The organism is Arthrobacter methylotrophus, from assembly GCF_039539965.1.
Classification (GTDB): Bacteria; Actinomycetota; Actinomycetes; order Actinomycetales; family Micrococcaceae; genus Arthrobacter; species Arthrobacter methylotrophus.
Genome location: NZ_BAABED010000001.1, coordinates 1,572,925 through 1,599,266, shown reverse-complemented (window position 1 = coordinate 1,599,266; position 26,342 = coordinate 1,572,925). Strand labels below are relative to the sequence as shown.

Annotated in this window: 24 protein-coding genes; 19 read left to right on the top strand and 5 right to left on the bottom strand. The window is 63.5% G+C overall.

The window, feature by feature from the left end:
• Positions 1 to 10 precede the first annotated feature (10 nt).
• Complete coding sequence (locus ABD884_RS07775) at positions 11 to 5,893, top strand: LAGLIDADG family homing endonuclease (protein ID WP_345042202.1); 5,883 nt, start codon at positions 11 to 13, stop codon at positions 5,891 to 5,893.
• A 77-nt stretch (positions 5,894 to 5,970) separates the two neighbouring features.
• Here ABD884_RS07775 and ABD884_RS07770 read toward each other — a convergent pair whose 3' ends face one another.
• Entirely contained in the window at positions 5,971 to 7,380 is a 1,410-nt protein-coding gene (locus ABD884_RS07770) for a hypothetical protein (RefSeq protein ID WP_345042195.1), read from the bottom strand.
• A gap of 132 nt (positions 7,381 to 7,512) precedes the next feature.
• On the opposite strand from ABD884_RS07770, the gene ABD884_RS07765 reads away from it, so the two are divergent.
• From ABD884_RS07765 to ABD884_RS07750, 4 genes are all read left to right on the top strand, one after another.
• The gene (locus ABD884_RS07765) at positions 7,513 to 8,994 is read left to right on the top strand and encodes a GIY-YIG nuclease family protein (RefSeq protein WP_345042184.1); all 1,482 of its coding nucleotides are present in this window, start codon (positions 7,513 to 7,515) and stop codon (positions 8,992 to 8,994) included.
• A 120-nt stretch (positions 8,995 to 9,114) separates the two neighbouring features.
• Positions 9,115 to 9,804: a helix-turn-helix domain-containing protein gene (locus tag ABD884_RS07760; RefSeq protein ID WP_345042175.1), complete on the top strand. Its 690-nt coding sequence runs from the start codon at positions 9,115 to 9,117 to the stop codon at positions 9,802 to 9,804.
• Between the two features lie 125 nt (positions 9,805 to 9,929).
• Positions 9,930 to 10,226 carry a hypothetical protein gene (locus tag ABD884_RS07755; RefSeq protein WP_345042169.1) on the top strand — a complete coding sequence of 99 codons (297 nt, stop codon included), beginning with the start codon at positions 9,930 to 9,932 and terminating at the stop codon, positions 10,224 to 10,226.
• Between the two features lie 91 nt (positions 10,227 to 10,317).
• The gene (locus ABD884_RS07750; RefSeq protein WP_345042162.1) at positions 10,318 to 11,199 is read left to right on the top strand and encodes a metal-dependent hydrolase; all 882 of its coding nucleotides are present in this window, start codon (positions 10,318 to 10,320) and stop codon (positions 11,197 to 11,199) included.
• Here the strand turns inward: ABD884_RS07750 and ABD884_RS07745 are convergent.
• From ABD884_RS07745 to ABD884_RS07735, 3 genes are all read right to left on the bottom strand, one after another.
• Positions 11,196 to 13,013: a hypothetical protein gene (locus ABD884_RS07745; protein WP_345042152.1), complete on the bottom strand. Its 1,818-nt coding sequence runs from the start codon at positions 13,011 to 13,013 to the stop codon at positions 11,196 to 11,198. The genes ABD884_RS07750 and ABD884_RS07745 overlap by 4 nt on opposite strands.
• 115 nt (positions 13,014 to 13,128) lie before the next feature.
• Positions 13,129 to 14,292 carry a hypothetical protein gene (locus ABD884_RS07740; protein WP_345042138.1) on the bottom strand — a complete coding sequence of 388 codons (1,164 nt, stop codon included), beginning with the start codon at positions 14,290 to 14,292 and terminating at the stop codon, positions 13,129 to 13,131.
• A 213-nt stretch (positions 14,293 to 14,505) separates the two neighbouring features.
• Complete coding sequence (locus tag ABD884_RS07735; protein WP_345042133.1) at positions 14,506 to 14,685, bottom strand: hypothetical protein; 180 nt, start codon at positions 14,683 to 14,685, stop codon at positions 14,506 to 14,508.
• On the opposite strand from ABD884_RS07735, the gene ABD884_RS07730 reads away from it, so the two are divergent.
• The 10 genes from ABD884_RS07730 to ABD884_RS07685 all read left to right on the top strand — a co-directional run bounded on the left by ABD884_RS07730 (position 14,675) and on the right by ABD884_RS07685 (position 21,843).
• On the top strand, positions 14,675 to 15,271 hold the full coding sequence (locus tag ABD884_RS07730) for a hypothetical protein (protein WP_345042128.1): 597 nt from the start codon (positions 14,675 to 14,677) through the stop codon (positions 15,269 to 15,271). The two genes, ABD884_RS07735 and ABD884_RS07730, sit on opposite strands and share 11 nt — an antisense overlap.
• Positions 15,272 to 15,369: 98 nt before the next feature.
• On the top strand, positions 15,370 to 15,951 hold the full coding sequence (locus ABD884_RS07725; RefSeq protein ID WP_345042124.1) for a 5' nucleotidase, NT5C type: 582 nt from the start codon (positions 15,370 to 15,372) through the stop codon (positions 15,949 to 15,951).
• A 703-nt stretch (positions 15,952 to 16,654) separates the two neighbouring features.
• Positions 16,655 to 17,551 (top strand): hypothetical protein, encoded by an 897-nt coding sequence (locus tag ABD884_RS07720; protein ID WP_345042119.1) that lies wholly within the window; start codon positions 16,655 to 16,657, stop codon positions 17,549 to 17,551.
• On the top strand, positions 17,548 to 17,943 hold the full coding sequence (locus ABD884_RS07715) for a hypothetical protein (protein WP_345042112.1): 396 nt from the start codon (positions 17,548 to 17,550) through the stop codon (positions 17,941 to 17,943). Before ABD884_RS07720 ends, ABD884_RS07715 begins: the two co-directional genes overlap by 4 nt.
• A gap of 87 nt (positions 17,944 to 18,030) precedes the next feature.
• Positions 18,031 to 18,408 carry a hypothetical protein gene (locus ABD884_RS07710; RefSeq protein WP_345042108.1) on the top strand — a complete coding sequence of 126 codons (378 nt, stop codon included), beginning with the start codon at positions 18,031 to 18,033 and terminating at the stop codon, positions 18,406 to 18,408.
• A 57-nt stretch (positions 18,409 to 18,465) separates the two neighbouring features.
• Positions 18,466 to 18,939, top strand: a complete 474-nt coding sequence (locus ABD884_RS07705) for a hypothetical protein (RefSeq protein ID WP_345042102.1) — start codon at positions 18,466 to 18,468, stop codon at positions 18,937 to 18,939.
• Positions 18,940 to 19,019: 80 nt separating this feature from the next.
• The gene (locus tag ABD884_RS07700; protein ID WP_345042091.1) at positions 19,020 to 19,532 is read left to right on the top strand and encodes a hypothetical protein; all 513 of its coding nucleotides are present in this window, start codon (positions 19,020 to 19,022) and stop codon (positions 19,530 to 19,532) included.
• Positions 19,533 to 19,572: 40 nt separating this feature from the next.
• Positions 19,573 to 20,142, top strand: a complete 570-nt coding sequence (locus ABD884_RS07695) for an NUDIX hydrolase (protein ID WP_345042084.1) — start codon at positions 19,573 to 19,575, stop codon at positions 20,140 to 20,142.
• Between the two features lie 55 nt (positions 20,143 to 20,197).
• Positions 20,198 to 21,163 carry a DUF7007 domain-containing protein gene (locus ABD884_RS07690; protein WP_345042075.1) on the top strand — a complete coding sequence of 322 codons (966 nt, stop codon included), beginning with the start codon at positions 20,198 to 20,200 and terminating at the stop codon, positions 21,161 to 21,163.
• Positions 21,160 to 21,843 (top strand): DUF7007 domain-containing protein, encoded by a 684-nt coding sequence (locus tag ABD884_RS07685; RefSeq protein WP_345042067.1) that lies wholly within the window; start codon positions 21,160 to 21,162, stop codon positions 21,841 to 21,843. The genes ABD884_RS07690 and ABD884_RS07685 overlap by 4 nt, the downstream gene beginning before the upstream one ends.
• Positions 21,844 to 21,878: 35 nt before the next feature.
• Here the strand turns inward: ABD884_RS07685 and ABD884_RS07680 are convergent, their stop codons facing one another.
• Positions 21,879 to 22,151 carry a helix-turn-helix domain-containing protein gene (locus tag ABD884_RS07680; RefSeq protein ID WP_345042059.1) on the bottom strand — a complete coding sequence of 91 codons (273 nt, stop codon included), beginning with the start codon at positions 22,149 to 22,151 and terminating at the stop codon, positions 21,879 to 21,881.
• Positions 22,152 to 22,206: 55 nt separating this feature from the next.
• Between ABD884_RS07680 and ABD884_RS07675 the strand changes: the two genes are divergently transcribed.
• From ABD884_RS07675 to ABD884_RS07660, 4 genes are all read left to right on the top strand, one after another.
• Entirely contained in the window at positions 22,207 to 22,941 is a 735-nt protein-coding gene (locus tag ABD884_RS07675) for a hypothetical protein (RefSeq protein WP_345042052.1), read from the top strand.
• Between the two features lie 73 nt (positions 22,942 to 23,014).
• On the top strand, positions 23,015 to 24,037 hold the full coding sequence (locus ABD884_RS07670; RefSeq protein WP_345042047.1) for a DUF2958 domain-containing protein: 1,023 nt from the start codon (positions 23,015 to 23,017) through the stop codon (positions 24,035 to 24,037).
• A gap of 70 nt (positions 24,038 to 24,107) precedes the next feature.
• On the top strand, positions 24,108 to 25,322 hold the full coding sequence (locus tag ABD884_RS07665; RefSeq protein WP_345042044.1) for a hypothetical protein: 1,215 nt from the start codon (positions 24,108 to 24,110) through the stop codon (positions 25,320 to 25,322).
• A gap of 521 nt (positions 25,323 to 25,843) precedes the next feature.
• Positions 25,844 to 26,311 carry a hypothetical protein gene (locus ABD884_RS07660; protein WP_345042041.1) on the top strand — a complete coding sequence of 156 codons (468 nt, stop codon included), beginning with the start codon at positions 25,844 to 25,846 and terminating at the stop codon, positions 26,309 to 26,311.
• The last annotated feature ends 31 nt before the right edge of the window (positions 26,312 to 26,342 follow it).

The following is a 26,342-nucleotide window of genomic DNA, read 5'->3' as shown; positions in this document are numbered from 1 at the left end:
AAAGGCCACCATGGCGGCACCACGCAGGAACCAGGCACCAGGCAAGCCGATCACCGGACTCGTGATGGTCGGCGCGGCCGCCGCGGCAGGCTACCTCATCTACCAGGGCTACCCCGGCATCGCCGCCATCTGGGCCGGTCTGCTCGTCTCGGCGTGGACGTACCCGCCTGCGATGTTCACCGGCAAGAAGGACGCCCGCGGCTACCCGTCCCCGGCAAGCCCAGGTGAGCAGGCCGCCATGAACAAGTACCGGCTCTGGGAAGACCTGAAATTCAAACTGGTTCTGCCCAACCTGGACTGGCTCCCCGGACTCAAGCCGCGCCTGTCCTTCCTGGCTGCCGTGTGGGCCGGTGCCGCCGCGTACCTGATCCCCGTCACCGACATCAAGTACACCGCCGGGTACGGTCCATGGATCGATGCGGCCGCAGCTTTCATCGCGGTCGCGCAGTACGCCGCCTCCCGTCGCCGCACCCAGGTCGCCGACGATGAGAACCCCGGGGCGCGCGTCGACTCGCTCATCGCCTTGGTCAAGAAGAACCGGCCCAAGGTCATCGGACTGACCATCGGCGGGATCGTCGTCGGAGGCGTTGTCGGCACCATCGCAACTGTCCTGCTGCCGATCGCCACCACAGCCGCCAAGGTCCCGGCCATCCCGGAACCCGCGATCTGGGCGCTGGTCCTCACCGGCGGCCCCCTCGCCCTGCTCTCCAAAGCGTGGATCGCCGAGGCGCTCGAGCACTGGCGCGTCGTGGTTGCTGCGCGCGAGGAATGGAAGGGCCGCTGGGAGATGCTCAAGCAGGACCCGGCCCCGCGGCTTATCGACCGGCAGGAAGTCGGTTCCGCCATCATCGACACTTTCGACGCCCCGTCCGGCACCGGCGCAGCCCCGTACTTCGTCATGGCCGAGAAGATCAACCCGACCCTGGGCACCGGCGCGAAGTTCGCCGTCCTGGACGTCCCCAACCTGGACTCCAATAACTCCCCGGTCCCCGGTACCAAGCACCCGCTGCGGTTCGAGATCGTCCGCTGGCCCTCCGACCAGATGCCGGACATCACCGACCCGGAAACCCCGAAAGAGGTCGTCTACCAGCTGGCCCGCTGCGCGATCGCCTGGGCCGCCGACGGCGTCTACTCCCGCCCCGTCATCGACGAGGTGCACCTGCTCACCGCCCCGCCCGCGCCGGCAGAGGAACCTGAAGACGGTGAGGAAGCACAGCCCGCGCCTGCCGCAGGGGGCGCCGCCTGGGCCATCACCTGGTACCTGCCCGACGGGCCGCCCGCCTCCTACATCCGCGCCAACGGCCGCAACGAAATGGCCGAAGTGCTCAACGCCCTGGTCCTCGTTGACCACCGCGCACAGAACGGTGTCGGCTGCGCCTACGCCGGTGCGTTGCTCGATGCCAACACCAACTGGGATCCGTCCTGCGGGCTGACGACGAAGGACATGAAGAAGCTCGCCGACGAAGACGCCTGGAACAACCGCTGGGCTGAAGCCGCCCCGAAGCACAAGGCCAACCCGCCGATCATGGAAGCCTCCACTGCGGCGACCGCCCGGTTGAAGAACGGGGTCACCGTCCACAACCTGGCCTTCATTACCCGTCAGGGCATGACGCCGCATGACTTCTTCGTCTTTGAAGACAAGCTGAACTCCACCCTGAACGCCGCACCGTTCGTCTCCATGACTGGCTTCCAGGGAACCGGCAAGCGTCCGGGCGAACGGCACCCGCAGGCGTTCTGCGTCCGGTGGTCCTCCGAGGCTGTACCGGCCAAGCCGGATGACCTGGCGCCGGTCCCCCGCTCAGATGCACCCAAGTGGGTACTTGCCGGCCTCGTCAATCAGGCGTTCAAGGCCGCGCGTCTGGCCGATCGACCCGAGATCGCTGCCGTCACCTGCCTGACCAAGCCGGAATCACGCCAGCACATCTGGAAGATCGAACTGCGCCTGTACGGCGGCGTCACCCTCGCCCAGGTCCGGACCGCCGCTCAGACCATTCGCCAGCACTGGGCATCCGAGTGGCTGCGTGTCGCCGCCGCCCAAGACGGCTGCACCATCGTTGTTGGTGCCCGTCCCTCCAAAGTCCAGCTCGCCAGTCCTCGACACGAGCAGTATCTGGCGTCCTTGGATTGGGAGCAGGCATTCCTGGACTCCGGCGTTTCCGGCACCGGCGGCCTCCTCCCAACCTTGACCAGCGTCGGTTCCTTGCCCAACAACGAAAAGGTCACCGTCACCGACTTCAACCTGCCGGCCGGGCTCGACTACACGATGGTCCGCGCTGTCACCGAAAAGCTCAAGTCCGCAACCGACAACATCTTCATCGACGTCCAACGGACGGCATCGGCCAGCAGCATCCGCATTCTCAGCTGCCCGGAAAACCCGATGCCGGACCGGGTCTCATTCGACTTTGACGCGGTCGACAACTCCGGACACTACATCCCCTTCGCCACCGGCATTGAGGGTGAACCGATCATGTTCGACCCGATCACCTCGCCTCACGCCCTTCTGGCCGGCGTGACCCGCTCCGGCAAGTCCGTGCTCGCCCAGGGGTTCGTCTACGGCATGCTGGTCAAGGGTGCTCTGGTGTTCATCATCGACCCGATGAAAGCGGCAGCGGACTTCAAATTCGCCAAGGACTACGCGGCAGGTTTCGCCGTGGATCTGTACGAGGCGGCTGCGACACTGAAAGCGGTCTACGCCATCGTGGTCGAGCGCCGCAAGATCAACTCCGCCATGGGAGTCGGTTCCTACCACGAGCTCGCCGACCCGCCTCCGCCGCTGGTCGTGCTCATCGACGAATTCACCTCGCTGATGCAGAAGGAAATTGTTCCTCCAGCCTCGGATGATCCTGAGGAAGAAGTCCTCCGCGAAGAGATCATCGCCATCAACCGTGCCAAGCAGGAGATCGGCACGTTCACCGGGAAGCTGGCACGCGAGGCTGCCTCCGCCGGCGTTAACCTGCTGCTCGGAACGCAGAAACTGTCCGCGAAGATGCTGGATACACTGCCTGGCGGTGGTGACCTCAAAGACCTGACCCTGGACACACGGCTGCCCGTCCCTGTCTCGGAGAAGTTTCCTACGGGATGGGCCCGCAATGACGAGCTCGAACTCGGCGATGATGTCTACACACCGAACGGAACCACCACGCCGATCATCAAGTTCTCCGACGTGTTCACCGACAACAAGGTCTACGCCGTCACCTTCGACGACGGCCAGGTCATCAAAGCCGGCGCCGGCCACCTGTGGCAGGCCTCGGATTGCAGGTCCCGCAAGAACAATTCGCGAACGGACTACCCCCGCGGTGTCAGAGCGGAAGATGTCATGTGGATGCGCAAGGCTGTCGAATCCATGCCGTCTGACCTCTACGTCACCGCTGCCGACCTGGCTCGGCTGACCGGCTACGAAACGACAGCACGGATCCACCATCTGGCGACCGAATTCGGCTTGGGCAGGTTCACCCGCCACTCTTCGACCGGCACACTTATGACCTACGACAGGGACCTCCGCCGCGGCGGGGCAGGTCGGCTCTACTCTCTGGATTCCGCCATCGAGGTCCTCGCTACCCACCGGGGTTCAAGCAGTCTTACGAAATTCGCCGGACAGTGGCTGTCATCACGGGACATCGCCGAGGCGATGGACGGGCGCACTGTGAACCGGATGCGTGCCGGCAACATCGGGACAGCACTGCGCGTGGGCGAATGCCCCTGGAAGCCAATTGAGCACCCTGCATTTCTCTACAACGCGCGCGACTTCATGGCCGCCCTTGGCGAGCACCGCACAGACATCCTCGGCCGGGACCCCCGCACCGGAGACATCCAAGAATTGGAGCGGATCGTCACCACGGAGGAGATGGCAGCGTCCGTCACCGACAGTCGTGGCGGTCTCAATTGGGCCATCCGCGTCGCCGATCCTATCGACGGACCGGACGCTGACCTTCCAGTTGACCCGTATGTGCTGGGAGCATGGCTGGGCGACGGCTGCAAAGGTTCTGGCAACGTAGTGTCATCGGCGGCCACTTCCTGCACCGACAAGAATGGACTCAGCGACCAGCAGCACATGCTGGAGCAGCTGGAAGCTGCCGGCTACGAACCCCGGGTGCTTGCGTGCAGTGACATTCTCATCGGCACCCGTGGGCTGAAGGTCAAGCTGCGCGAAGCCGGTGTCCTCCACGACAAGCACATCCCCGCTATGTACCTTCGGGCATCAAAGAGCCAGCGCCTCGCGCTCCTGCAGGGCCTGATGGATACGGACGGGTCGCTGATGGCCTCCGGACAGTGCACCCTGCCGCAAAACAGCCGGCGCATGGCCGAGGGAATCCTGGAGCTCACGCGTTCACTCGGAATCAAGGCGCGCTGGACGGAATGGGCGTCCGGCTACGTGCCGGAGGGCTCAACAGAAAAGAATATGACCGGCACCACCCACAACGTCTCTTTCCGCACCGCGCTGCCGGTGTTCCGGCTCCCCCGCAAACAGGCCAAGCAAGCCGCTCCGATCGCCGACGGTTCAACTACCCGCCGCCTGATCGTTTCCATTGAACAAATCGAGACGGAGCCGACTCGCTGCATTGGTGTCGCCGATGAGGGTCACCTGTTCCTCGCCGAGGGATTCATCCCGACCCACAACACGAACCTGGCCCGAACGCTGCTTGGCCAGGCCTCGAGCGGAGACCGGATGTCGGCCCTGCGTGACTTCGACGCCGCACCATCCGTTGGCAACCCCATCCCCAAGGGCCGTGGCTTGTGGGAGCCACTGGATCACAGCGCAGTCGTCATCCAGACGTGGTTCGCCACCCAGGACCAGATGACGGCCGCCCTCGCGGAACGCATCCCGGTGATCGCTGACGAAAGCAAGCCCGACATTTCCCAGTACCTTCGCCGGCCCCAGGCTGAGGAGGCGTCATCGGCAGCGACCCCGGCACCCGCCACACGCCAGATGACCCCGGCCGCCGTCGTGGACCTGGGCGAGATCGAACTGGACCTCGATGACCTGGACTGGTCCGACATGGACCTGGACAGCGACGAAGGCGCCACGGACGTTCCCGTCGTGGCTACTGCACCGGAAGAGACAGCCACCGAGGTCTCCGGCGCAGACTTGGACTGGCCCGACGACGAGGCGGAATCCGAAGTGGACACCGAAGCGGCGATGCTCCTGGACGTCGACGGCGCCATGGCTCCGTTCACCTTCCGCGACGGACTGGATCACATCGCGGCGCCAGGGCACGGAACCATCATGTTCGACCCGACCATCCTCAAGCGCATGGCGGCCGTCCCCGTCACCCAGGCGTGGCTGACCTCCTGGGAGGATGACGCACCGGACAACTTCGGGCACCTTTTCCCGCGGGCCACCGAGGTTCTCGTAGCCGACACCGAGAACACAGGCTGGTGGAAGATCGACGCGGCCCTGGACTGGATCAAGGAGAACCCGCAGATCCGCCGGCTGGTGTGGATCGACGACGAGCTCGCCTCCGAAGACCTCATCCTCGGCCTGACCTACCGGGACATCGCCGAGGACGCGTTCGAGGCGGCCGGCGTCGACGCGCTGCTGGTGGTCCCCAACGCGGATCAGGGCGTCACCGACGCCGAGCTGGATGAGGTCGAGGCGTTCTTCGGCGCGGCAACCGCTGAAGTCTCCGCCCCGGCGACCCCGGCCGCACCTGCCGAGGAACCGGTCGAGGAACTGGAGCCTGAACCCGTGATCGCTGCGGTACCGGAAGCGCTGGACTGGGCCGCCATGGAAGCCGACGTCGCCGCGCCGGCACAAGCCCCGCAGACCGACATCGAGGATCCGTTCGCGGTTCCGGCGCTGGCCGCCGAGGCCCCGGACCTGCACGAGGATCCCTTCGCGGAGCCCGTCCCGCGGAAGCGGTTCGTTCCAGACGACGACGACCCGTTCGCCTAGTCCACCTCCACATCGGTTCGAAATACCAACCGTGTCGGTCAACTTCGAGCTGCCTCGCATCATCGTCGAGCCGGGGCTCAATTGCGGCAGAAGAGTCCCTTCATCTGCACCTTTTTGGCATCGGGCCTGATGTTTGGCACTTCGATGGTCATATCCTGCCCCACACGGAGTGTCTGGTACTCCGTCCCGTCCGCGGTTCCGGCAACGGACCCCGAAACCAGGAGGTTCAGAGTTGCGGTCACGCCGGCCTGGCACACCGGCCCGGCTGATTCAACGTGGACCTGGGTGCATGTTCCAACCGAAGTTGCAGTGCATGCGTAGGCCCCGTCGACCCATTTCCAGTACAGCCCGGACCCGCTGTCCTGGATCCACCCGGCCTTTGTGAGGCTCCCTGCGAGCTGAGAGTCCTCTCCGGCGTGGGTGTTCGTCGTGGCCATTCCGATCCCAATAATCAACAGCACTGCCCCAACAACAAGCACTGTAGATACCCACGCCTCAACCTTGCGTTTGAGGGCGGGACCCGGTGCTGACGGAACGGGGCCCGGGGTCCGGCTCGACGGTTGACGCGGTCCTGCCTCGGCAGGGCCGGCGGACCGAGAAGGCTGCGGATTGGGACCGGGCTCGCGTGCCGGGGCTGCCGTAGCCGCGGTCAGGACATCACGGATCCGGGCGATGACGCTCGACTTGAAATCGTCGCGTCTCCCAAGGATCAGTCGGGAATGCCTGATCGCAGAATGCCATTCGTCGGATTCCTCGGGAAACCTCTGTACCCAGATGCCGGTCTGGGCAACGAGCCGAGAGAAGACTCGTTCCTTTGCCATGTCGATGGCTTTATCCAGGTGCTCCCTTGATTCGGCAAAGACATCGACGGGGCGCCTGTGTCTTTCGGACGCCGCCTTGCAGATATTCCAGGCCAGGGCATCAGCCGCACCTTTGACGAAGTGGTCGATGCGTGCCGGAGTAGCGGACGCCGGTGAACCAAAATCGATGTCGGTATCGAGCGAGAGCGGGGAGATGAGCAGTTCAGGCTCGACGATGAAACGCCACCCAGGCGGCGGGGCTGGTTCCGAGGGAGCTTCCGGATCCCACGCCGGATGGGTCCAGTACGACGGCATCTCCGGCCAACCGGGCGGGGGGTTGTACGCCGTCCGGCGCCTGGGCGGCGGGGGCTTAGGTGTTCCCGGCAGGTAGACCTCGGCCGGGTCGATGGGCTCGTGCCAGGTCCCGTATCCAAAGATCTTCTCCCACAGCAAAACTCTCTGGCGATACGCCTCGGTGCCCATCGGGTAGGCTCCGAGTTGCCGTAGCGTTTTGTCGACCTCCCAGGTGACGTCATGGCCGCCGACGTTGGAGGGCGGGACTATCGAATCGCGTTTGTCGGGTGCGATATAGGCCGCCTGGCCAATGCAGAAGGCCTCCCACGGAGTGAAGCCTGCAGGCAAGAGCCTGTTGAACATGCCGCCGACGGCCCGATCCATGATGCCCATGGTCTGAATCATCGCCCGAGCGATGCCCTGTTTCAAAGACCCACTACGCTGTACAGCAACTGTGTCGTTGGCTGCGGCGTTCACTTGCCACAGAAGCGATCTGTCAGGTTTTCGATTCTTGACGCTATTGCTTTGACGAACCCGAGTGACCAGCTGAGTCCCGATCGTGCCTGGCTGGTCTCAGGCTGGGCCGTGAGCTTCGCGACACAGTCGAACCCCACAAAGCTACGGAGCAAGGGCCGCCGCAACAGAATCCGCCAGGACAAGTACTTGGTACCCTCAACACGAGCGCATCCACGCGCTGCTGAAGGGAGTGTCGTTTTGGCCGTGTCAAAGCCAGCTGGCTGGTATCCCGTGCCCGGACACGAACATCTTGCCAATCTCTTGCAATGGTGGGATGGGGACCGCTGGGCGGTCGGCCTCGGCCACGTCATTAATGACTCTGAAATGGAAGAGCGGAAAGCCGAACTCACCAGGCTGCAGGACGAGATTGATGCTGCCGAGGAGGAATTGAAGAATCTGCGGGAAGCTGAAGAGGCGGCGTCGACGCAGAATCTTCCCGTGGCCCTCGGCCTTGTCGACTACCGGACCATCGCGGACCATTCCGAATCGGTCATGAATGAAATCAAGGGGCTCCGGTCCCAGGCGAAAGCGATGCTCCGCAACAAGACTGCGGCGTCATCTCGGGGGCTCTGGATGACATCGACGGACGGGTCAATTGTCGAGATGCCGAAGAAGTTTGGCGTAAGCATCGCACCTCTCCTCCTCCAGATCTTCAACCTTCAGGTCGAGATTGAAGCGACAAGGAAGACCGGCTACTTTCTCGACGGTGTCCGGCGACTGAGTAAAACCTGGAACAAGCTCGCCTACATCGGATTCGAATTCGGGACCACCCTTGACGCCAACTACTACTCGTTACGCGCGGAGGAGCTTCGCCTTTTGGAGGTTCATCGCAGCAGCGTCCTCAGGGAGAAGGAAGAGGAACGGGAGCGGAGAGCACAGCTACGCGAAGAAGCTCAGGCTCAAGCTGAACTCGAGGCAGAACGGGCGAAACTTCAAAAGGAACTAGACCACTATTACAACGTGATGGTGGCACTTGAAGCACAAGGCGACGCCGATGGAATCGCTCGTGTGGAAGAACAGATCCTGGTTCTCGAAGCCGAGCTAAAGGAGATCGATTTCCGTGCCGCCAACATCAGAGCCGGCTACGTCTACGTGATCTCGAACCTTGGTGCGTTCGGACCCGACGTCGTAAAAATCGGACTAACCCGACGACTGGAGCCCCTCGACCGAATAAGAGAGTTGAGCAGCGCCTCCGTTCCCTACAGGTACGACGTCCACGCGCTCTTTTTCTCCAGAGACGCTGTCAGTATCGAGACGATGCTCCACGGACACTTCGACGATCGGCGCGTGAACCGCGTGAACCGCCGCAAGGAATTCTTCCGCGTCAGCCCGGAGGAGGTACTGGACGTCCTGCGAAAACACGATGTCGAGCTTGTCGACTGGTTCGATGAGGCGGAGGCCCTGGAATACCGACTGGGACTCACGATCGACGAGGCAGCCACTGCAAACCTCCAAGCACACGCCGGCCGCTTCTATCAGCGCAAACCGTAGGCCGCGGGGGCCAAAAGCAGTGCTACGCTCACGACGGCCCGCCACTAGAAGTGCACTAATGCTTCGATAAGCAAATATTAGCGTATTGACACTATTACTTTGACAAGAAAGTATTAGTGCATGTCTGCGACTACCACGATGACCACCCGCGAGGCTTCGGAACGCCTCGGCATCACCCAGCAATCGGTGCGCCAGCTCATCAACAACGGCCAACTAAGCGTCGAGGGTACAGCCGGCAGAACCAAGCTTGTGACCCGGTCATCCGTGGAGCGTCTCGCGGCAGCCGGAACACGACGGGGCCGCCCCTGGACCGCCAAAGTCGCCTGGGCTGCGCTGGCGCTGCTCTCCGGCCGGAACCCGACATGGATCTCCGCATCGGAGAAATCCCGACTGAAGACCAGACTCCGCACCCTGGACGCTGCAGCCGTCGCCGTCCTAGCCAGGAACAAAGACAAGACCCTCCGCTACCGGGCCACCCCGGACGGGCTGACCGCGCTCAACGACCACCTGATCGCCAGCGGCGCGTCCGCAATGCGTGACGAAGCCACCGCAGACACCTTCGGCATGTCCGGCGGCGGCGGGATCGCCGAAGGCTACGTCATGGCCGGCGACGCTCAGGCCCTCGCCGAAGCGTTCGGCCTGGTCGAAGACCCCGAGGGCAACGCCATCATCCACGAAGTCGAGATAGCCGAGCCCTTCGTCGAGGGTCGGGCGCCGGTCGCGGCGATCGCCGTGGACTTGATGAGCTCCCTGGCCACCCGGGAACGCAGCGCCGGGCAGCGCGTCATCAGCGAGCTCCTCCTTGTCTGAGCCGGGCACGGCTTCTGTGGTCGACACGCGCGAAGTCTGGGAGGTTCCGGTTCCGCCGGGCGGCTGGGGCTCCCCGTGGCCGCAACGACCTGCGGCGGACGGCGGCAGCCGCACACAGACAGGACATGACGACATCCCAGGCCCGCGTTGCCCGCGGTATCCCCGCCGGCGGCCAGTTCGCTGCCGACATCCACGCTGAACCGTCCATCAACATCGCCGCCGGAGGCTCCCTTGCCGAGAACCTCTCCAGGTCCTTGCCCGCGCTTCCGGACCTGACACCGGACCAGGTGTCGCGGCTGCGCAGCAAGAAGACCCCGCTCCGGAACGCCATGGCCAGCCGGGGTGTCACCGACATGCCGTCCATGCAGGAGACGGACGAGCGGATCCGCTCCATCCAGGGCCGCCTCAACGGGCGCGCCTGATACCCCGACAATCCCCACGGGCCCCCGTCTCGGCGGGGACCCTTTGTCGTCTGGCCGCACACATGAGGAAGAGAAAGCGATTCTTCCGACCGTGAAAGGACTGCCCGCCGCCATGATGGGAGCCCACCACGCAGCCTGCGGCGCCGCCGCCTGGGTTGCACTGACCACCAACATCCACACCGACATCTCGGCCCTCGCCGAAAAAGTCGCCTTCCTCCCGCACACTCTGGACCTTGGGTTCGGGCTGCTGAACGTCAGTCCGGTCGGCATCGTCACCGGCGCCCTCGTCACCGCGGGCGCCGCGATGCTCCCGGACGCGGACCACCACAACGCCACCATCGCCCATTCCCTGCCGCCGCTCTCCAACGCAATGTGCGCCGGAATCGGCAAGGTCTCCGGCGGTCACCGGCACGGCACACACTCCGTGGTAGGTATCGCCGCGTTCGTGTTCGTTGCCTGGCTCGCCGGGCTTTGGACCTACAGTCTTCAAGGGTTCGGCACCATATACCCGGGCGCAGGGATCCTCTCGGTCCTGCTGGTCGCCTTCGCCGCGAAGGCGTTGAAGATCATCCCGGACCGGATGCGTAAATCACCGTGGGCCGTCGGGCTCACTATCGGGGCGTTCATCACCTTCTTCGCCCCGCAGGAACAGGGTTGGTTCCCGATCGCCATGGGCATCGGCGTGATCGTCCACATCCTCGGGGACATGATGACCACCGAGGGCTGCAACCTGGCCTGGCCGTTCGCCATCAAGCCGCCCAAGGTGATTGCCAACCTGCCCATCCTCAAGCAGTGCTGGCACTCCAACGGCTACATGACTATCCCGGTCCTCGGACACGCCGGGTCCATCCGCGAATGGCTGCTGCTGGTCCCGATCGTCGCGTATGCGATCTTCGGTGTCGGCTCCACCCTGGTCGGCATGGGTCAGTCAGGGCTGCACGAAATTGTCCAGGCTGCCGCTCTCGGCCGCTAGGAGTTCCTGATCTCGCGGTCGGTGGACCCGGTGTAAAGCCGGGCGATGCCGTTCAGGGCCGCCAGCGCATCCTCGACGGATTCCACAAGCATCTCCCCCGCGACAAGCTCCGGCACGTCGCCCCCGGTCAGGCCCGTCCGCTCCAGCATGGCCGACATCTCCATCTCCCGCGCGACAACAACGTCGGTCGCAAGGTCTGCGATGTCGTGGAGGTGGTCAATCGCGTGCCGGATATGGAGGCGGCTGTCCTGTGGGAAGCCGGCGAGAAGCTCCGGGTGAAGAGGGTCCCCGCCATGCGCGGGAGACTCCGCCAGGTCGGTGGCGAGCCAGTGCACCGGCTCATCCTCCGGGTGTTCCGGTGCCTTCCAGAACACCTGGAGCCGGACCGGCTTGTTGGTGACCGGGTCAAGGGTTTGGGCGCGCACATTGAGACCGGGTCCTTGGGGGCTCTCGTCCACCACCACCCCGACCAGCAGCCCGAGTCGGCACTGCCGGGTAAACTCCTGAAGCTGTTCATGCCAGGCCGCACCCACATCGGGAAGGGGGCCTTCCACGTCCATGCCGTCGTCCACGGGAGCCTGGGCGGCGGCTGACATGAGCAAGCGGATGGTGTCCCGGTCCCCGGCCGTGGCTTCGCCGAAGACCGCCTCGGCTGCGCGGTGGATTCCCAGAAGCTCATCGCAGGCTGCCGCTAGCAGGTCGTTGACCTCGCCGTCCTCGTCCGGCCATTGCACGGCCGGGTCGTCAGTTCCTGCGCGGGGCAGGCGCTGGGTCCGGCCGCCGAGCTCCAGATATGTCACCTCACTGCCTCGATCGTGCCCGGACCACACCGACATGGATACCGGCACGTCCCCGATCAGAAGAGTGGCGCTGGTGGCGAGGTCGTCCGTGTTCGGTGGGAGCGAGGTGAAGTCGATGAACTCGAAGACGCTTTCCGCACACATCTCCTGCAGGCGTTCAATTGTGGAGAACTCCTCGTCCTCTTCATAACTGCCGCCGCTGTCGGCCCGTGCAGCGGACATACCAACGTCCACGGCGTCGTTGAGCTGCCGGAAGCTTCTGCTCCGCGCCAGGCCGACCAGGCCCGCGTGGGCTTTGCTTGCGAGCATCATGAGCCTGTGCAGGACCGGAACCGCGACAGATACCTTGTCTTCCAGGTCTTCTGGATAGTCCAGACCTTCCCCGGGAGCATCCACGTTCAAAGGGACCGGATCTGCGCCCCCGTTCTGAATCCACCAACCATGCTCGCTGCCGTCCTTGCCGGTGCCGTCACGGTAACCCTCCCACAGGGTCAGATTCACTTCCGGGTTGCCGAATCCAGGGATCACGCCATTGACCGAGAGTACCTTGGTGTGCCGTCCATGAAGGGGCTCGAAGATGACCTCGTCGCAGACGTATGCGAGGTCGCCGGCGAGGTGCCTGATGTCCTGGTACAGAGGATCATCCCAGGCGGGCGGTTGCTTCGTGTTGACCATGGGATCCCCTTCAGTACGACCGACACGGACAAGACTATCGACTGCCGCTGCAGATAGGGAGGAGACCGGCAGGGGCGGCCCTGTGATGCGGCGTGCGTTGGTTGAGTTGGCATCCGCGGGCTTGGTGCTCGCCCTGACGGCTTGCTCCGGCGTTGGTGGCCATGCATCGGACCTGCTGCTGGGGGCGGCTAGTCCTTCATCGCCAGGTGTACCCATAGCGGTAAGCACGACGCCTGCATCCTCTTCTTCACCGATAGTTGTATCGGGGCCAGAGTGGTCCGACTCGGGGGCTCGAAGGCACGATCCCGGCGCCCGGATCTTGTCACATGCGTTGGACAAGCGGTCGAAGAGCCGCCGGGGCCAAAATCGAGAATCCCGGCCGACAGCCCCGGAAGACACCGCTAGGGGCAACAAGCAACGGAACCAGACAACAAAAGAACCCGGCGCGCCCCCTTCACAACAAAAAGGAGGCAGATTCCGGCGGGTAACCTGGCGCTTGTACCGTCACAGACGGCGCCACGTCGTATACAGGAGGAGGCGGCAGGCGGTCGGTGTTCTCTTTCCCCGCGTAAAACGTCTCCGTAGTCCTCAACGGCGAGCCCACGCCTGGCACCGGCTGATCCACCGGGTAGCCGCCCGGTCGTGGGGTGAAATTATGGATAACGGCCGACGATTTGACCGGCCAACCTCCACGAGCGTCAGTGATCGTGATCGTCACATCCACCGGCCTCCCCAAAGGCACCCGCCGCGGATTCAAGGCTACATTCAATCTAGGGGGTGGGAATAGGTCGTCTTCCTGAAGACATCTTGACTTGCTGTCGAGCCAGTACGAGCCAACCTGCCAGGGACCAAACCCTAGGGGCGGCCCTCCACAAGAGTCACACACGTCACCGATCTCAGCGCCTTTCCCATCGGTTGTGTACCACGCGTTTAGGCTCCTGTCCGTGCAGGCCTCCGCCAGTTCGTGAGAAATGACATTGGGTGATGCCGGATAGCACATGACACCAAAGAACAAGTTATTCTTCTGCGGCCACCACTGGTTGTAATAACCATACGAGTGATACCCGCAGAACCCGCCGGGCTTTCCACCAAGCGTGAGATTCACGTCTGCCGAGGGATAGATGAAGTAGAGGTGCGAATAATCGTCGGGGCCAGGGACCTCCGGTGCAATACCTGCATCGAGCCACTGAACCAGCAGTGCACCCATGTCATCTTCAGAGTACGTCTTCGCACCAGGCTGACGATCGATCCACGTTGAACCCAGAGAAACGCCCCTCTGAACGCCGTATTCGTTCAGATGATCCATGTATGACGAATTGACAACGATGGTGGTGAAGTTGTCGAGGTCTCTCGCTGCGGTCGTAATTCCTGTGTTGGGATGTCCGTAATCGCGTCCCCAGAAAATGTTGAACACCCGGACATGGGCGATAACTTCGCCAGTATGCGCGGAAAAGCCCGTAGTTGGCCAACCGGGCAGCGGATCGATATATCCATCCGCGGACACATTGTCTGGTGGATGGATATTCGGCAGATGCCATTGGCCAGCCAATCTCTTCAGGTCATTGGGTGTTGAACGGTCTTGCTGGGATTCGCGTGAGTCGTCGTGAGCCTTGTCCATGACCCGTTCCAAATACTTGACACAAGGGGGGTGAGGAATCTCGACATGCGTTGTCGAAATGTTCGCGCGTCGGGTGGGTTCCGCTCAACACGTGACGTACCGGAAAAGTATCAAACAATGTAGGTCATGGTCCTCGGATCTGCCATCGAATTCAAGAGGCTGCGGTCAGTACATGGGCGGCCCTGTGTGCCCATCTAGGGCTTGAGAATGGGCTCAGTTGACCTCAGAGCGGCCGATCTCGACTCCGCGGAAGGTGACGGTGCCCTTGTCGTTGAGCTGATCGTCCCAGAGAATTGCGACCTGAGCGCGGACCTTCTTCATTGATGATCTACAGAGGGACCGGCCGTCGACGTCCACCCACGCTGCCGCACACATATCGGGCATGGAGAACATCACAGCTCGGGTCCCTGCAGGCGTCGTCACCGGGGGGCAGTTCGCTCCCGTTCCGCACACCGAACCCACCCTCACCCTCGTCCCGGCCCCGGTCGACGGCCCTGACTTCGACTACGATTTCGAAGCCGACCGCGGACCGGGTCTCCGCAAAGAACTTCAGGCACTGCCCCGGATCCCGGCGAAGTCGGCCATCAACGCCGGGAAGGTCGCGGACCTGATCCGGGACTCCTACTCGGTGTATTGGACCGGGGAGGACGGCGCACCGCAGACCCGGGCCGAGGCCGTGAAGAACCTCGAGGACGCCCTGCGCCACCTGCCCCGGGACAAGCGCGAGCACCACATCGAACTCATCCGCTTCGCCGTTCATGAGGAAATGAAGCATTGGGAGGACCGCGGACATGTCCTGAACCCGGAGCACAAGTACGAGCTGCTGATCGAGGAATCCGACTACACCGACGAAGATGACCTGCTCGAGAACGGCCAGGAGGAGAACCGGGAACGCTGGGAGCTGCTGGCCAACACGGCCGCCTTCTACGCCGTGGCCGCCGACAACTCCAGCTCCGTCCAGCAGGGCGCCGTCGCATGACCCGTCGTTAGCCGAACCCCAAGGGGCCGTCCCGTCACGGGGCGGTCCTTTCCTTTGTGCCGGGGAGCGTCTACGCATGTTCCCCACACATGAGACACATGAGAGAAAATCCTGACAAGCCCATCGCCCTCATCGACATGGACGGAAACTGGCTGCAGTGGGGTGTCCGGCTCAACGAGATCCTGCTGCGCCTGGACCCGTCCTTCCCGATCGTCGCCGATGACCGGCGCACCGGATGGGATGACCTGGCCGGCCCCGGAGCCGACCCGGCGGTGCTGAGGGAGGCAATGAACCACCCGGATCTGTACAACGGCCTGGAGCCGGTCCCGCACTCGGTCGACGCCATCCTGGAGATGGCCGACGAGGGCTGGGACGTGTTCCACTGCTCGACCCCGACGTGGTCCAATCCGGGGTGCGTGCCGGGGAAGCTGGACGCCATCGACCAGCATTTCGGGCCGAAATGGGTTGACAAGCTCATCCTTACCCATGACAAAACCGTGGTCCTCGGGGACGTCCTGATCGACGACAAAGGGATCATCACCGGCGCCGTCGTGCCGACCTGGAAGCACCTGATCCACGACCAGTCCCACAACCGGTCCGTCACCGGAAAACCCCGGATGACCGACTGGCGGGAATGGCGCGGGCACGTGTACCCGCTTCTTGGAGCCGTCAGCGTCTAAGACACTGCAGGGGCCGCATCGCTTCCGATGCGGCCCTTTTCGCGTTTCCGGGATGAAAGCAGCCTCCGGCGATGCCCGGATTTCACAGATATGTGCCTCCGGATTCGTCAAGGGAAGCCTGGTTGATATGTCCGAACGATGATTTTGAGAAGACCCCTGAAACACGAAATGGCCCCCATTTGGGAGCCATGTGATAACCCTCGTCTCTAGTGACCGGATTCGTTCCTCAGGTTATCACATGAGGAGAAATCAACGGTCTCTCACAATTACCCCGACTCCACCGTAATGACCCCCTCAAACACCGGTCAACCTATCCCTGGTAGTACGGGTTTATGCCCCTGCATCCCAGTGTTGGCGGGATTTTCGTGTCGGAACAGGCCCTCACTCGACCAACTCGGCGGTACGTATAGGGCGTCTATAGAGAGGAAAAGTATTCTCTTACTAAAGGGAGGGAGTCTCTAAGGGGTCTCTAGGGAAGAGAATAGGGGCCCCTATATATATATCTCTATTTAAGGTCGTTTAAGTAGAGTAGTAGTAGTAGGGGGCCCTATATTCCCCGCCATTCCGGGGATTTTCCCACTCCGCCGGGCGGTGGGTTCCGGGCCGATTGGTGGGATCCGGCGGTAGGGCGGCCAATTCCCCTCCAAACCTTTGCCCGGGGCCACTTCAGCCCCTTTTGGCGACGGCCGCACACATAGCTGGCATGACGACATCTCAGAACCGGCAGCCCAAGGGCATCACCGCCGGGGGGCAGTTCGCCCCCGACACCCACGCAGAAGCCACTCTCCTGCTTGACCCGGTCCAACGCCCCATAACCCTCTCCCCCGGCGACGGCGACACCTTCCCGGAACTCGCCGACGGGGAAGTCATCGAGGCCCTGACCGTGTCCCGCTCCGATGACGGCTCCGGCTACTGGGTCTCCCCTGCCAAGACCGTGAACATCAAAGACCTCATCACAGACACGGACCCGCGCCTGCACGGGGACGCACTGGACGCGTGGCTGGAACACAACAGCCCCGTCATCGAAGACTTCCTCGCCGAACGCTACGACGCCGACGTCCGCTCCGACGACGGCTGGGACGAGGTCGGCATCGAATGCACCGCCCAGCTCCCTGACGGATCCCTCACCGAAGACCAGGTCGTGGACGCTTCCTGGAACGGAACCAAGGTCGTTCAACTGCACAACGAATCCGACCACGGCTCCTTCGGCTCCGAAAACCTGGGCCGGCTCATCATCGAACGCGTCGAGGGCGCCACCGTCCTGACCGACCCGTACGCGGCCCGCGCAGCCGGCCTGCGCCTGGGCACAGACGAGGTGGCCCGCATGGTCGATGACCGGCACGGCAAGCGTCCCGTCAGCGACATGGCAGCCGTGGCGATCGCCAAGGAGATCAACGCAATACGCACCACCCGCGGCGTCCTCGCCTACCCGGCCATCGGCCGGCTCACCACCCGCGGCTACGTCGACAACGCCGCAGTGGATCTCGAACTCGGCCGCGCGACGACGGCGAACCAGCAGTCCTTCTATCCGGACCGGCAGCTCGCCCGTCGGATCGAAGCGATGCGGACCTGGATGCGGGACGGCGGCGACAACGCATGAGCATCACCCGCCATCCCCGCGGCACCCGGGCCGGAGGCCGGTTCGCCCCCGAAGTCCGGCCCGAACCGTCCCTGACCCTCACCCCCGGCATCGCCTCTGCCGAGGTTTACCGCCGGTACACCGAGAATGAAATGGACAAGACCGAACAGCGGAACCTTTCCCGCCGCCTGGTCCGGGGAGCTTACGACTCCAAGCTCCTGCACAGGATGGCCGGCACCCGGAACATCAGCGACGTCGGCGACGTTCTGGCATCCGCGCAGGATGACGAGAAGTTGGATGCGGCTATCCATGCGGTCGTCACCCACGAGCAGCGCAACCCCGGCGTCGTGGCTTCGGAGACCATCGCATTCCAGTTGTGCCGGAGCCTGCTCAACGCGCACCGGAACGCATAGCGCACTCTCATGCTTCTCACTGCCGAAGATCTTGAACAGCGTTCGCACTAGATGCAAGGCTGTCCGCACAGTACCCGACGGGAAGGCATGACAATGGTTTGGGGCAAAACCGAGGAACAGAAGCGGGCTGAAGCCGCGAGTCGCGCCCAGGAGGAGTTCGCGGCGACTCCCTTGGGCCAGGCGACCGCTGCTTTTGAGAACAACGACAGGTTCTTCCAGATCGAACTCAAACTCAGCGAACTGGTTCGCAAAGCGGTCCCGTCGCGTCGGGGAAGCGAAATCCGACGTTCTGAACCCCCAGCCGATCTTCTCGGAAAGATTGAATTGATCGGCTGGAAGTTGGAGCATGCGGGCTACGTTTTCGTCGAGACCGGTTCCACAATCAACACCATGGGCACCATCAACAACACCACCACCAAGGGCGAGGTGATCGGGGTCTACCTCTTTCGCCGTGCCGCTGACTAAACTGCCCGCAGGTTCTCGAGCTGAGCGTCCTCGAAAGGAGCCGCACACAAACAGTTCATGAGCATTGATAGGGCCCCGAAGGGCACCCACGCCGGAGGTCAGTTCGTCTCCTCTCCGCGATCCGAGCCGACCATTTCGCTCAACCACGACCACTCCAGCCCAAGCATCGACAGCCGAGCTGAAGCGCCGGATCCGACCGAGGAACGCCAGCTGGGTTTCTGGTACGAGCACATCTTCGACCACACGAACAACTCCCTGGTCGACTACGACAGCCTCACCTCTGCTGAGCGGGCCAGGATGCGGAAAATGGCCAAGGAGGAAGGCCGCCCGGATCCACGACCGCGCAGGGGACTCTGGAGCAGAGCTGAAAAGCTCGGAGATGACATCAGTGAGACCGTCGACGCGATCAGCGAAACGGCAAGCCATATGGTCGACGTGCACCGCGGCGATGCTCCGGCGCCCGAAACCGAAGGCACCTACGTCAGCTGGGACCAGATGATCCCGAAATTCCTCCGCCGTAACCGCCGTTAGAGAAATCGCACCAGAGCCCCGCCGACCTACCAGACGGCGGGCTCTGTCGTACCCCGGACCTGCCCGTACACAAAGCGTGCATGACCTTCACGGCGACAAAACATCCGCGGGGCGCCGGCGGCCTGTTCATCCCGACCACCCATGCTGACCCCGGGACCACCCTGGCCTCCCCTGAATCCCCGGACGCCATCCAGGCCCGCCGGCTGGACGCCGCCCGGTACGTTCTCGCCGAGTTCCCCGATCTGGAAATCATCGACCACTCCCCTGCCCGGCAGGGAACCGTCACTCTCCAGGAGCTGGGGGACCCGCGCCTGGCCCTGGGCAACTGCTGGGCCGCCACGAACGAAGTCATCGAAGAGGTCGGTGCTTCCGAGTTCGGGGCCGACTGGCTGGATGAGATCACGATCCGCCGGAACCGCCTGGGCGGACAGCACATCGCCATCCTGGCAGGCGACCGGGACGGGGACTATGTCATCGACTACACCGCACGGCAGTTCCACCCCGAACTGCCGTTCCCGTACGTCGCCGGTGTCGACGAGTGGCACGCTGCCGTGGAGCGCGCTTCCGGTACCCGCTGGGTCATGGACGACTGACCCGGTGTCGTCTGGCACTGTTGCCGCACACATAGCCGGCATGACCACTGCTCTGCTGCCCGCCCCGTTCCGCCGCCTCGACGGGGAACCCGTCTACGAACGCGGCCGAATCACCGTCACGGTCGACCAGGTCGTGCTGCCGGACGGGAGCCGCGGTGAATACGCGCTCGTGGACATGGGCGTCAAGTTCGGTGTCACCGTCATCCCCATCGCCTTCCGGGACGGTTTTCCCTGGATCGGCCTGATCCGCCAGCACCGCTACCCGGTGAAAGACTGGGTCCTCGAGCTTCCAGGCGGCGGCGCCAGCGCCATCGAAACCACCGAGGCTCTGCGGGAACTCACCGAGGAAACCGCCATCATCGCGGACAGCATCGAGCTGCTCGCCACGTTCTACGAGAACCCCGGCCTGTCACCGATCACCGGATCGGCCTGGCTCGCCCGCGTCCCCGCCGCCGCCATGGACCTTGCCCACATCGAAGGCGAATCCGGCTGCATCACCGAGTGGTACACCGTCGAGGAGGTCCGACGGATGATGGTCGAGGGACGGATCTCCGCCGGCGTCACTCTGGCGGCCCTGGGTATCGGCTTCGCCTCCGGGAAGCTCTGCTAGCAGTCCGGGACCGGCCTGTTGCGCAATCCGGCATCGGGCCGCACACATCAAAGGCATGACTGATAACGCGTCCCGCCAGCCCAAAGGCATCCCCGTCGGCGGCCAGTTCGCCGCCACCACCCACTCCGAACCGGATCTCGCCGTCGGCCTGCCGGAGAAGGACATCTTCTTCGACGCCGACAACACCGAATGGGACTGGGCCAACCCGGAGGCGACCATCCTCGAGGCCGGATCCGTGAACGAAGTCGGAATCTGGATCGACACCAGCAAAGCCGCCGAGGGTGTCTACGACTACGACATCATCGACTACCGGACCAACAAGAAGGTCGGGCACGGCAGCGCCGGCACCCTGCACGACGCCAAGGAAGCGGCGAAAGACGACCGCTACAAGATGGCCAAGTACGCGTCTCGGTTCAGCATCCATGAAGGCTCCCGGACGCCGTGGGGCACCGCGGACGGGGTCACCCACCTCGCCCCAGGTATCGCGAACGTCTTCACCCCCGGCCATGGCGGCGTGAAGCTCTCCCCGGAGCGGAACAAGGAAGTCGATCCCGTCTGGAGAAACTCAAACTCGTTCTACGAGGAGGACTGCGAATGGAGTATCGCCGCGATCACGCACCGCGAGGCCTACTCCGAGGAACACCAGAAGTACGCCCACGAGTGCGCCCGCCGCTGGTTCCCGGACGAGTACGAAAAGGCCGTCGGCAAGGACCCGGCCCGGTACGGCGTCACGGACTACAAGCCGATCGCCCCGGGTGAATCCAGCGTTCGGGACGAGAAGGTCTTCTTCGCCGAAAACCACGACAAGGTACAGCGCATCTGGTCCGCCTCCTACTCCAAAGACCACGAGGGCATGACCGAGGTGATCGTCTCCGACGTCACCTCCACCGGCACCCGCACCGGCGAACCGAGAACCATCCTGGTTCCCAGCAGCGAGTACGACCGTATCCGCAACTTCCACACCATCCCCAAGGACGCTGACTACCAGGTCAAGCCCGGCACCGACAGGACCAAGCCATGAGCACCGAACGCCAGCCCGCTGGAATCCCCGTCGGCGGCCAATTCGCCCCGACTACCCATTCCGAACCACAAGTTGCTCTCGCTAAACCGGTAACCCCGTTCCACGATGCCGACGGCACCGACTGGGAATTTGGCGGGGACGAATACACCGACGTGTACACCAGCCACGTCGGCGGCATCGCCGCCGGCGTCACCACCGACGTCCGTGAAGAAGGCGCCCGGGTAAAGGTCATCGACCACCGAGGCACCCGGCCGCTGGTCATCAGTGACCAGACCCACCACGATTCCCTGGACGAGGCCAAAGCCCACGCCAAGGCGGTCAGGGAACGAGCTTCCCGGTACGAGCACAACCACATCTCCGAAGGTTCTCTTTCACCGTGGGGCAAGCTGCAGGGCCACACCCCGATCGCCGTCGGCATTGACGCTGTCTGGACTGCCGGGCACGGCGGCTTCAAGCTGTCCCCCGAGCGTGCCGAAGAGATCGACCCGGCGTGGCGTGAACCGGCCGGCTGGTACGGGCAGGACTGCGCCTGGGCCAAGGCGTTCATCACGCACCACCAGGAATTTTTGCCCTTCGATGTCGAGCACGCGCACAAGGAGGCCCGCAAATACTACCCGAAGGAGTACGCCGAGATTGTCGGCAAGAACCCGGCCAAGTACGGGCTGACCGCTCTCGACTGAGTGCCGAGGGGTGTCCTGCCCAGTGCTGGGCGGTCCTATTTGCGCCTGGTCCGGCTTTCGGAGCTCCCGGCGTCTAGCTGGCGTTGTGCGCGCTTGAACAGTTCAATGTGGGTGAGGCCCAGTGCGCGGGCGATCTCCACCACTACCGGAAGGGGGATGTCGCGGGTGCCGGCCAGATAGCGGTGCAATGAGCTGGTGGGGACGCCGGAAGCCGCCACCAGGTCGGGTTGCTTCCAGCCCAGAACGTCCATCTGCGCCTTGATCTCAGCGATCGTGGCCGCCTGTCCATCGTTCCCGAAATTTCCCACAGGTGAAGACTATGCCTCATCGGTGTTTTGACACGCAGCCGCACACAGACAAGTCATGAGCACAGACACCCCTGCACGCCAACCCAAGGGCGTTCCCGCCGGCGGCCAGTTCGCCGCCACAACCCACGCCGAGCCCGAGCTCAGCCTCACCGCACCGAAGGTCACCTCCAAGGGCCGGACCACCTCTGTCACCCTCCCTGACGGTAGGGTTGCCACCCGCACCTCCAAAACCAAGGAGTACAGCCACGTGGTTGTCCTCTCCCCTGAAGTTCCTGAATTGGTCATCAAAGACCGTGAGGCTTCGATTATCCGCGCCCAGGCAAGCATCGCCGCCCGGGAAGAAGCCTTGAAGGACCCGAAGTTCGCCAAGAAGCAGCGCTTCCGCGACGACCGCGACCCGGACGTCGACTACAAGGGCGAGCCCACCTACAACGGTTTCGAGTACTACCTCATGCCGGCCGGAGGCGGCAGGGAGCCGCTCGAGACCATGTGGGGCAACTCCAAAGGTGACACCAAGGGCTGCTACGACCCTGAAACCTTCGAGTACGACGTCAAAAAGGTTGGTCGGGTTGTTCCCGAACTGAAACTGCACACCCTGGAGCACATCAGACAGGCCCGTAAGAACATCGCCAGCTACGAAGCCGACATCGAGTCGGTAAAAAACGGCACCTACAACCTCGGAAACTACCGTGTCTCGGACTGGGCCAGCCGTCCCGACCTGGCCGAGAAGGCTTCGCGGCAGTACGCCGGCTGGACCCGCCGCGCCACCGTCACACCCATCGACCAATAACACAGACGGTCCGCAGGCCCCGGCATCTCGCCGGGGCCTGCCACGTTTCCGGGCAGCCGCACACAAACAGAGCATGAGCACAGATACCACTGCACGTCAGCCGAAAGGCATCCCCGTCGGCGGGCAGTTCGCCGCCACCACCCACTCGGATGCTGTTGAACCGCTGCAGCACCCGGTCATCGAGAACATGAACTTCGACTACAACGACGAATCGTTTGAGATCGAATGCGACGGAGACGGCCGATACACGATTTACTCCGACGACAGCATAGGCGTCGAAATAGCCTCCTTCAGCTTCGACGGGAACCCCGCTGACGGTGCCGGCCTCGAAGCAGCTGCGACCAAAGCACTAACCGAGCAGCAAACCAGGATCGGCGCAGTCTCCACTCCTGGAACCCGCGTGATCTGGACGGACCCGGACGGCGGCCAGAAATACCATGGCAAGGTAGTGAGCGCCAAGGGGGAGGTCATCACTGTCGCGCTTCTCCACAGCAACGAAGAGAAGGTGTTCGTCGACGAACTCGTCATCGACGAGGCCGCCACCAAGCTGCACCGGGAAGCCATCTCCCCGACCGACACCCCGGTCATCTGGACAGACCCGACCACTGGCGAGAAGGTTCACGGCCGCTCGCTCGGCACCATCGGCGGGGACAACTTCGCGTTCCAGATCCCTGGAAAGAGGGGCTTCGGCGTCGCCAAGGCCCACGAGCTCGAACTGGCACCCAAGGCCGCGCCGGTTCCCCCGGTGAAGCTCGTCGAAACGCAGCGGAGGATCCGCGGTCACAACTTCTTCGCCCCGAAGGCCATCATGTCCAAGGTCCCGGCTTTAGGTGCCACCGAGAACGTCCCGCTGGAGGAGAAGAAATTCCATCTGCACTACTTCGCCGGCGGCGCCGCCAACTGGTACATCGCCGAAGTTGACCCGGCCACCGGGCGCGCGTTCGGCCTCATGGACCCCTCCGGCCGCGGCCGCGGCTCCTGGGGCTACGTTGACCTGCGGGAACTCGAAGCGGTCAACCTGGGCGGTTTCCGTGTCGTCGAACGCGACTGCTACTTCTCTCAGGGCAACCTCACCCACGTCACCCGCAACAACTGATCCGATCAAACGCAGCCCCGGATCCGTCCGGGGCTGCGACATTTCCCGGCCGGCCGCACACATCCTTGGCATGACCACAAACACCGCGCGCCAACCTAAGGGCGTCCCCGTCGGCGGCCAATTCGCCGCGACCACCCACGATGAGCCCTCGCTCACGCTGACCGCTCCGGTCAGTTCCCTGCCCGAACTTGCACTCTACGGTGAGATCCCCGCACCGCTGGAAGACCAGACCCTGGAGACCGGCGAACCGGCGGCAGCTACGTTCGAGGACTCCTACAAGGCGTTCTTCCACCTTCTCGATGAACACGAAGCGGTCCACGGGCCGTACACGGTCCAGCCGCCCCTCTCGGAAGGGGAGATCCTGGACCTCGCCGGGATAGGAGGCGTGAACCTGGGCCGTCACCGCGGCACCTACCTGGAACGCGACGAGAACACCGGGGAGCCGGTCATCGTGGTCCACACCCGCAACGGTGGCGGCAACCGGGAATGTTGGCAGGACGACTGCGACGGCACCTGCACCGGCTGCATCCAGACTGACGTCATCCCGGCCCTGCCGACCTACCTCCGCGACGAGGACGATGAAGGCGACTTCACCTACGCCAACAATTACTTCCGGCCCATGGACCCGGCCGCGGGTCTCGCCGCTCTCGAAGCCCAGGAGAAGCGCGAAACGCTGCACCGGCTCCGGTATCTCCGCGGGGCGATCGCCTCCGGCAAGCAACCGCCGTGGGCTGTCCTTTCACCCGTCCGTGGACAGGATGAGCGGCAGAAGGTCTACGCCGAACTGCTCGAAAAACGACGCGAGGCCACCCAGAATGCCCAGGGCAGACGCACCTCGGAAGCGGTGTTCGCTGCCTTGGAGAACGAAACCGCCATGCCGGACACCAAGATCTGGCGGGTTCCCAACGAGTACTACAGCTACAACACAGCACTGAAGTACCGTGACCTTCACGACCGTGAAGCCCGCGCGGCGCGGCAGGCTGCAGACACACTGGCTGCCGAGATGAAGCAGCCGCTCCCGCCGGCGATCGCCGCCTTGGTGGAAAGGGAGTTCGAGAAGCTAGACAACGACGCCACCAAGCACGAACAGCAGGCAGCCGAGAATCGGGCGAAGATTGAATTCACCGGCGGTGTCATGCGGACGTGGGCCTGGACGCTCAAGGAGCGCGCCGACAAGGCCGACGTCTCGGCCGACGCGGCGGAAGCGAAATTGAAAGACTTCGACTGGGCTGCCAGCTTCCCGGGGGACGCAACAGATTGCCCGCCGCGCCCGGCACAGGCTTGACCACCCAACTGCCCGGCCGGTCCCCCAAGAACCCCGGCCGGGCAGTGGACATTGCCGCCTAGGCGACGGTGCGGGTACGTTTCAAACGACGTCGCGTCTTCCCACGACCGGGACAGGACGGTTCTACTGTGTTGGTGGCGCGGGGCTCCGACTGAGAGCAATTTGGGCACAGGATGAGGTCTGTCAGTTCCCATCCTGACCTGCCGGCCAGACTTATGCTCGCAGCCATGGGGAGCTCAGTGCTGAACGTAGTGCCGGACGGGCAGTTCTGCGGGTTTCCGTCGCATGAAATTTGCACTTTCCAAGATGTCTGGACCCCCAACTGTTTCCCTTCTCTGGCTCTCACGACGCATTGACACCGTCCGCCCGGGCCGTCCCGGACCAAAGAATTGGACACGTCCAATTCCTCTGCCCCTGAAGACTAGACGGAAGTTTTGGACATGTCCAACCTGATAGGCTCTTCTCTGAATCTGTATGGGGGAACAGTGCCACGGCGAAAACCGGGCAAGAATGGAGTACTCATGTCTGCAGCAGCATCATCCGACAAACTTTCACCGGGAGCTGCACTGTCCAGGAAGCTGAATCTGCTCATGGACACAGCGGAAGCCGAAGGACGTAAGGTCACCTACAGCGACCTCAGCGAAGCAATGGAACAATCCGGAACACCGCTTTCGCGTGCCCGCTGGCATTACATGCGCGCCGGCACCGGCCCGGTCGTCAAGAAGGTGGAGCTGCTCCAGAACCTGGCCGGGTTCTTTGGTGTGAATGAGGATTACCTCCTTGAGGAGGGTGGAGATCTCCCGGCCCGGGTTGAAGCTCAGATGGAGCTCTTGACCACTATGCGCGCCAATAAGGTGAGGGTTTTCGCTGCACGCCAGCTCGATGGGCTCTCTCCCGAGACGCTGCTTCAAATCCGGGATCTCATCGACCAGCGACTCGGTGAAGCAGACCCGAAACCTGACCACCGCGAAGCCGGCACCACCTCGTAACCTCCTGCTGGTATCCTCGGTCACTGGTGGA

Bases quoted from the DNA above. Each gene is read 5' to 3' on its own strand.
- ABD884_RS07700 (WP_345042091.1), top strand. From the start codon at position 19,020: ATGACCTTCACGGCGACAAAACATCCGCGGGGCGCCGGCGGCCTGTTC.
- ABD884_RS07665 (WP_345042044.1), top strand. From the start codon at position 24,108: ATGACCACAAACACCGCGCGCCAACCTAAGGGCGTCCCCGTCGGCGGC.
- ABD884_RS07740 (WP_345042138.1), bottom strand. From the start codon at position 14,292: ATGGACAAGGCTCACGACGACTCACGCGAATCCCAGCAAGACCGTTCA.
- ABD884_RS07730 (WP_345042128.1), top strand. From the start codon at position 14,675: ATGGAGAACATCACAGCTCGGGTCCCTGCAGGCGTCGTCACCGGGGGG.
- ABD884_RS07695 (WP_345042084.1), top strand. From the start codon at position 19,573: ATGACCACTGCTCTGCTGCCCGCCCCGTTCCGCCGCCTCGACGGGGAA.
- ABD884_RS07715 (WP_345042112.1), top strand. From the start codon at position 17,548: ATGAGCATCACCCGCCATCCCCGCGGCACCCGGGCCGGAGGCCGGTTC.
- ABD884_RS07670 (WP_345042047.1), top strand. From the start codon at position 23,015: ATGAGCACAGATACCACTGCACGTCAGCCGAAAGGCATCCCCGTCGGC.
- ABD884_RS07735 (WP_345042133.1), bottom strand. From the start codon at position 14,685: ATGTTCTCCATGCCCGATATGTGTGCGGCAGCGTGGGTGGACGTCGAC.
- ABD884_RS07675 (WP_345042052.1), top strand. From the start codon at position 22,207: ATGAGCACAGACACCCCTGCACGCCAACCCAAGGGCGTTCCCGCCGGC.
- ABD884_RS07710 (WP_345042108.1), top strand. From the start codon at position 18,031: ATGACAATGGTTTGGGGCAAAACCGAGGAACAGAAGCGGGCTGAAGCC.
- ABD884_RS07720 (WP_345042119.1), top strand. From the start codon at position 16,655: ATGACGACATCTCAGAACCGGCAGCCCAAGGGCATCACCGCCGGGGGG.
- ABD884_RS07725 (WP_345042124.1), top strand. From the start codon at position 15,370: ATGAGAGAAAATCCTGACAAGCCCATCGCCCTCATCGACATGGACGGA.
- ABD884_RS07690 (WP_345042075.1), top strand. From the start codon at position 20,198: ATGACTGATAACGCGTCCCGCCAGCCCAAAGGCATCCCCGTCGGCGGC.
- ABD884_RS07770 (WP_345042195.1), bottom strand. From the start codon at position 7,380: ATGGGCATCATGGATCGGGCCGTCGGCGGCATGTTCAACAGGCTCTTG.
- ABD884_RS07760 (WP_345042175.1), top strand. From the start codon at position 9,115: ATGTCTGCGACTACCACGATGACCACCCGCGAGGCTTCGGAACGCCTC.
- ABD884_RS07685 (WP_345042067.1), top strand. From the start codon at position 21,160: ATGAGCACCGAACGCCAGCCCGCTGGAATCCCCGTCGGCGGCCAATTC.
- ABD884_RS07660 (WP_345042041.1), top strand. From the start codon at position 25,844: ATGTCTGCAGCAGCATCATCCGACAAACTTTCACCGGGAGCTGCACTG.
- ABD884_RS07775 (WP_345042202.1), top strand. From the start codon at position 11: ATGGCGGCACCACGCAGGAACCAGGCACCAGGCAAGCCGATCACCGGA.
- ABD884_RS07705 (WP_345042102.1), top strand. From the start codon at position 18,466: ATGAGCATTGATAGGGCCCCGAAGGGCACCCACGCCGGAGGTCAGTTC.
- ABD884_RS07755 (WP_345042169.1), top strand. From the start codon at position 9,930: ATGACGACATCCCAGGCCCGCGTTGCCCGCGGTATCCCCGCCGGCGGC.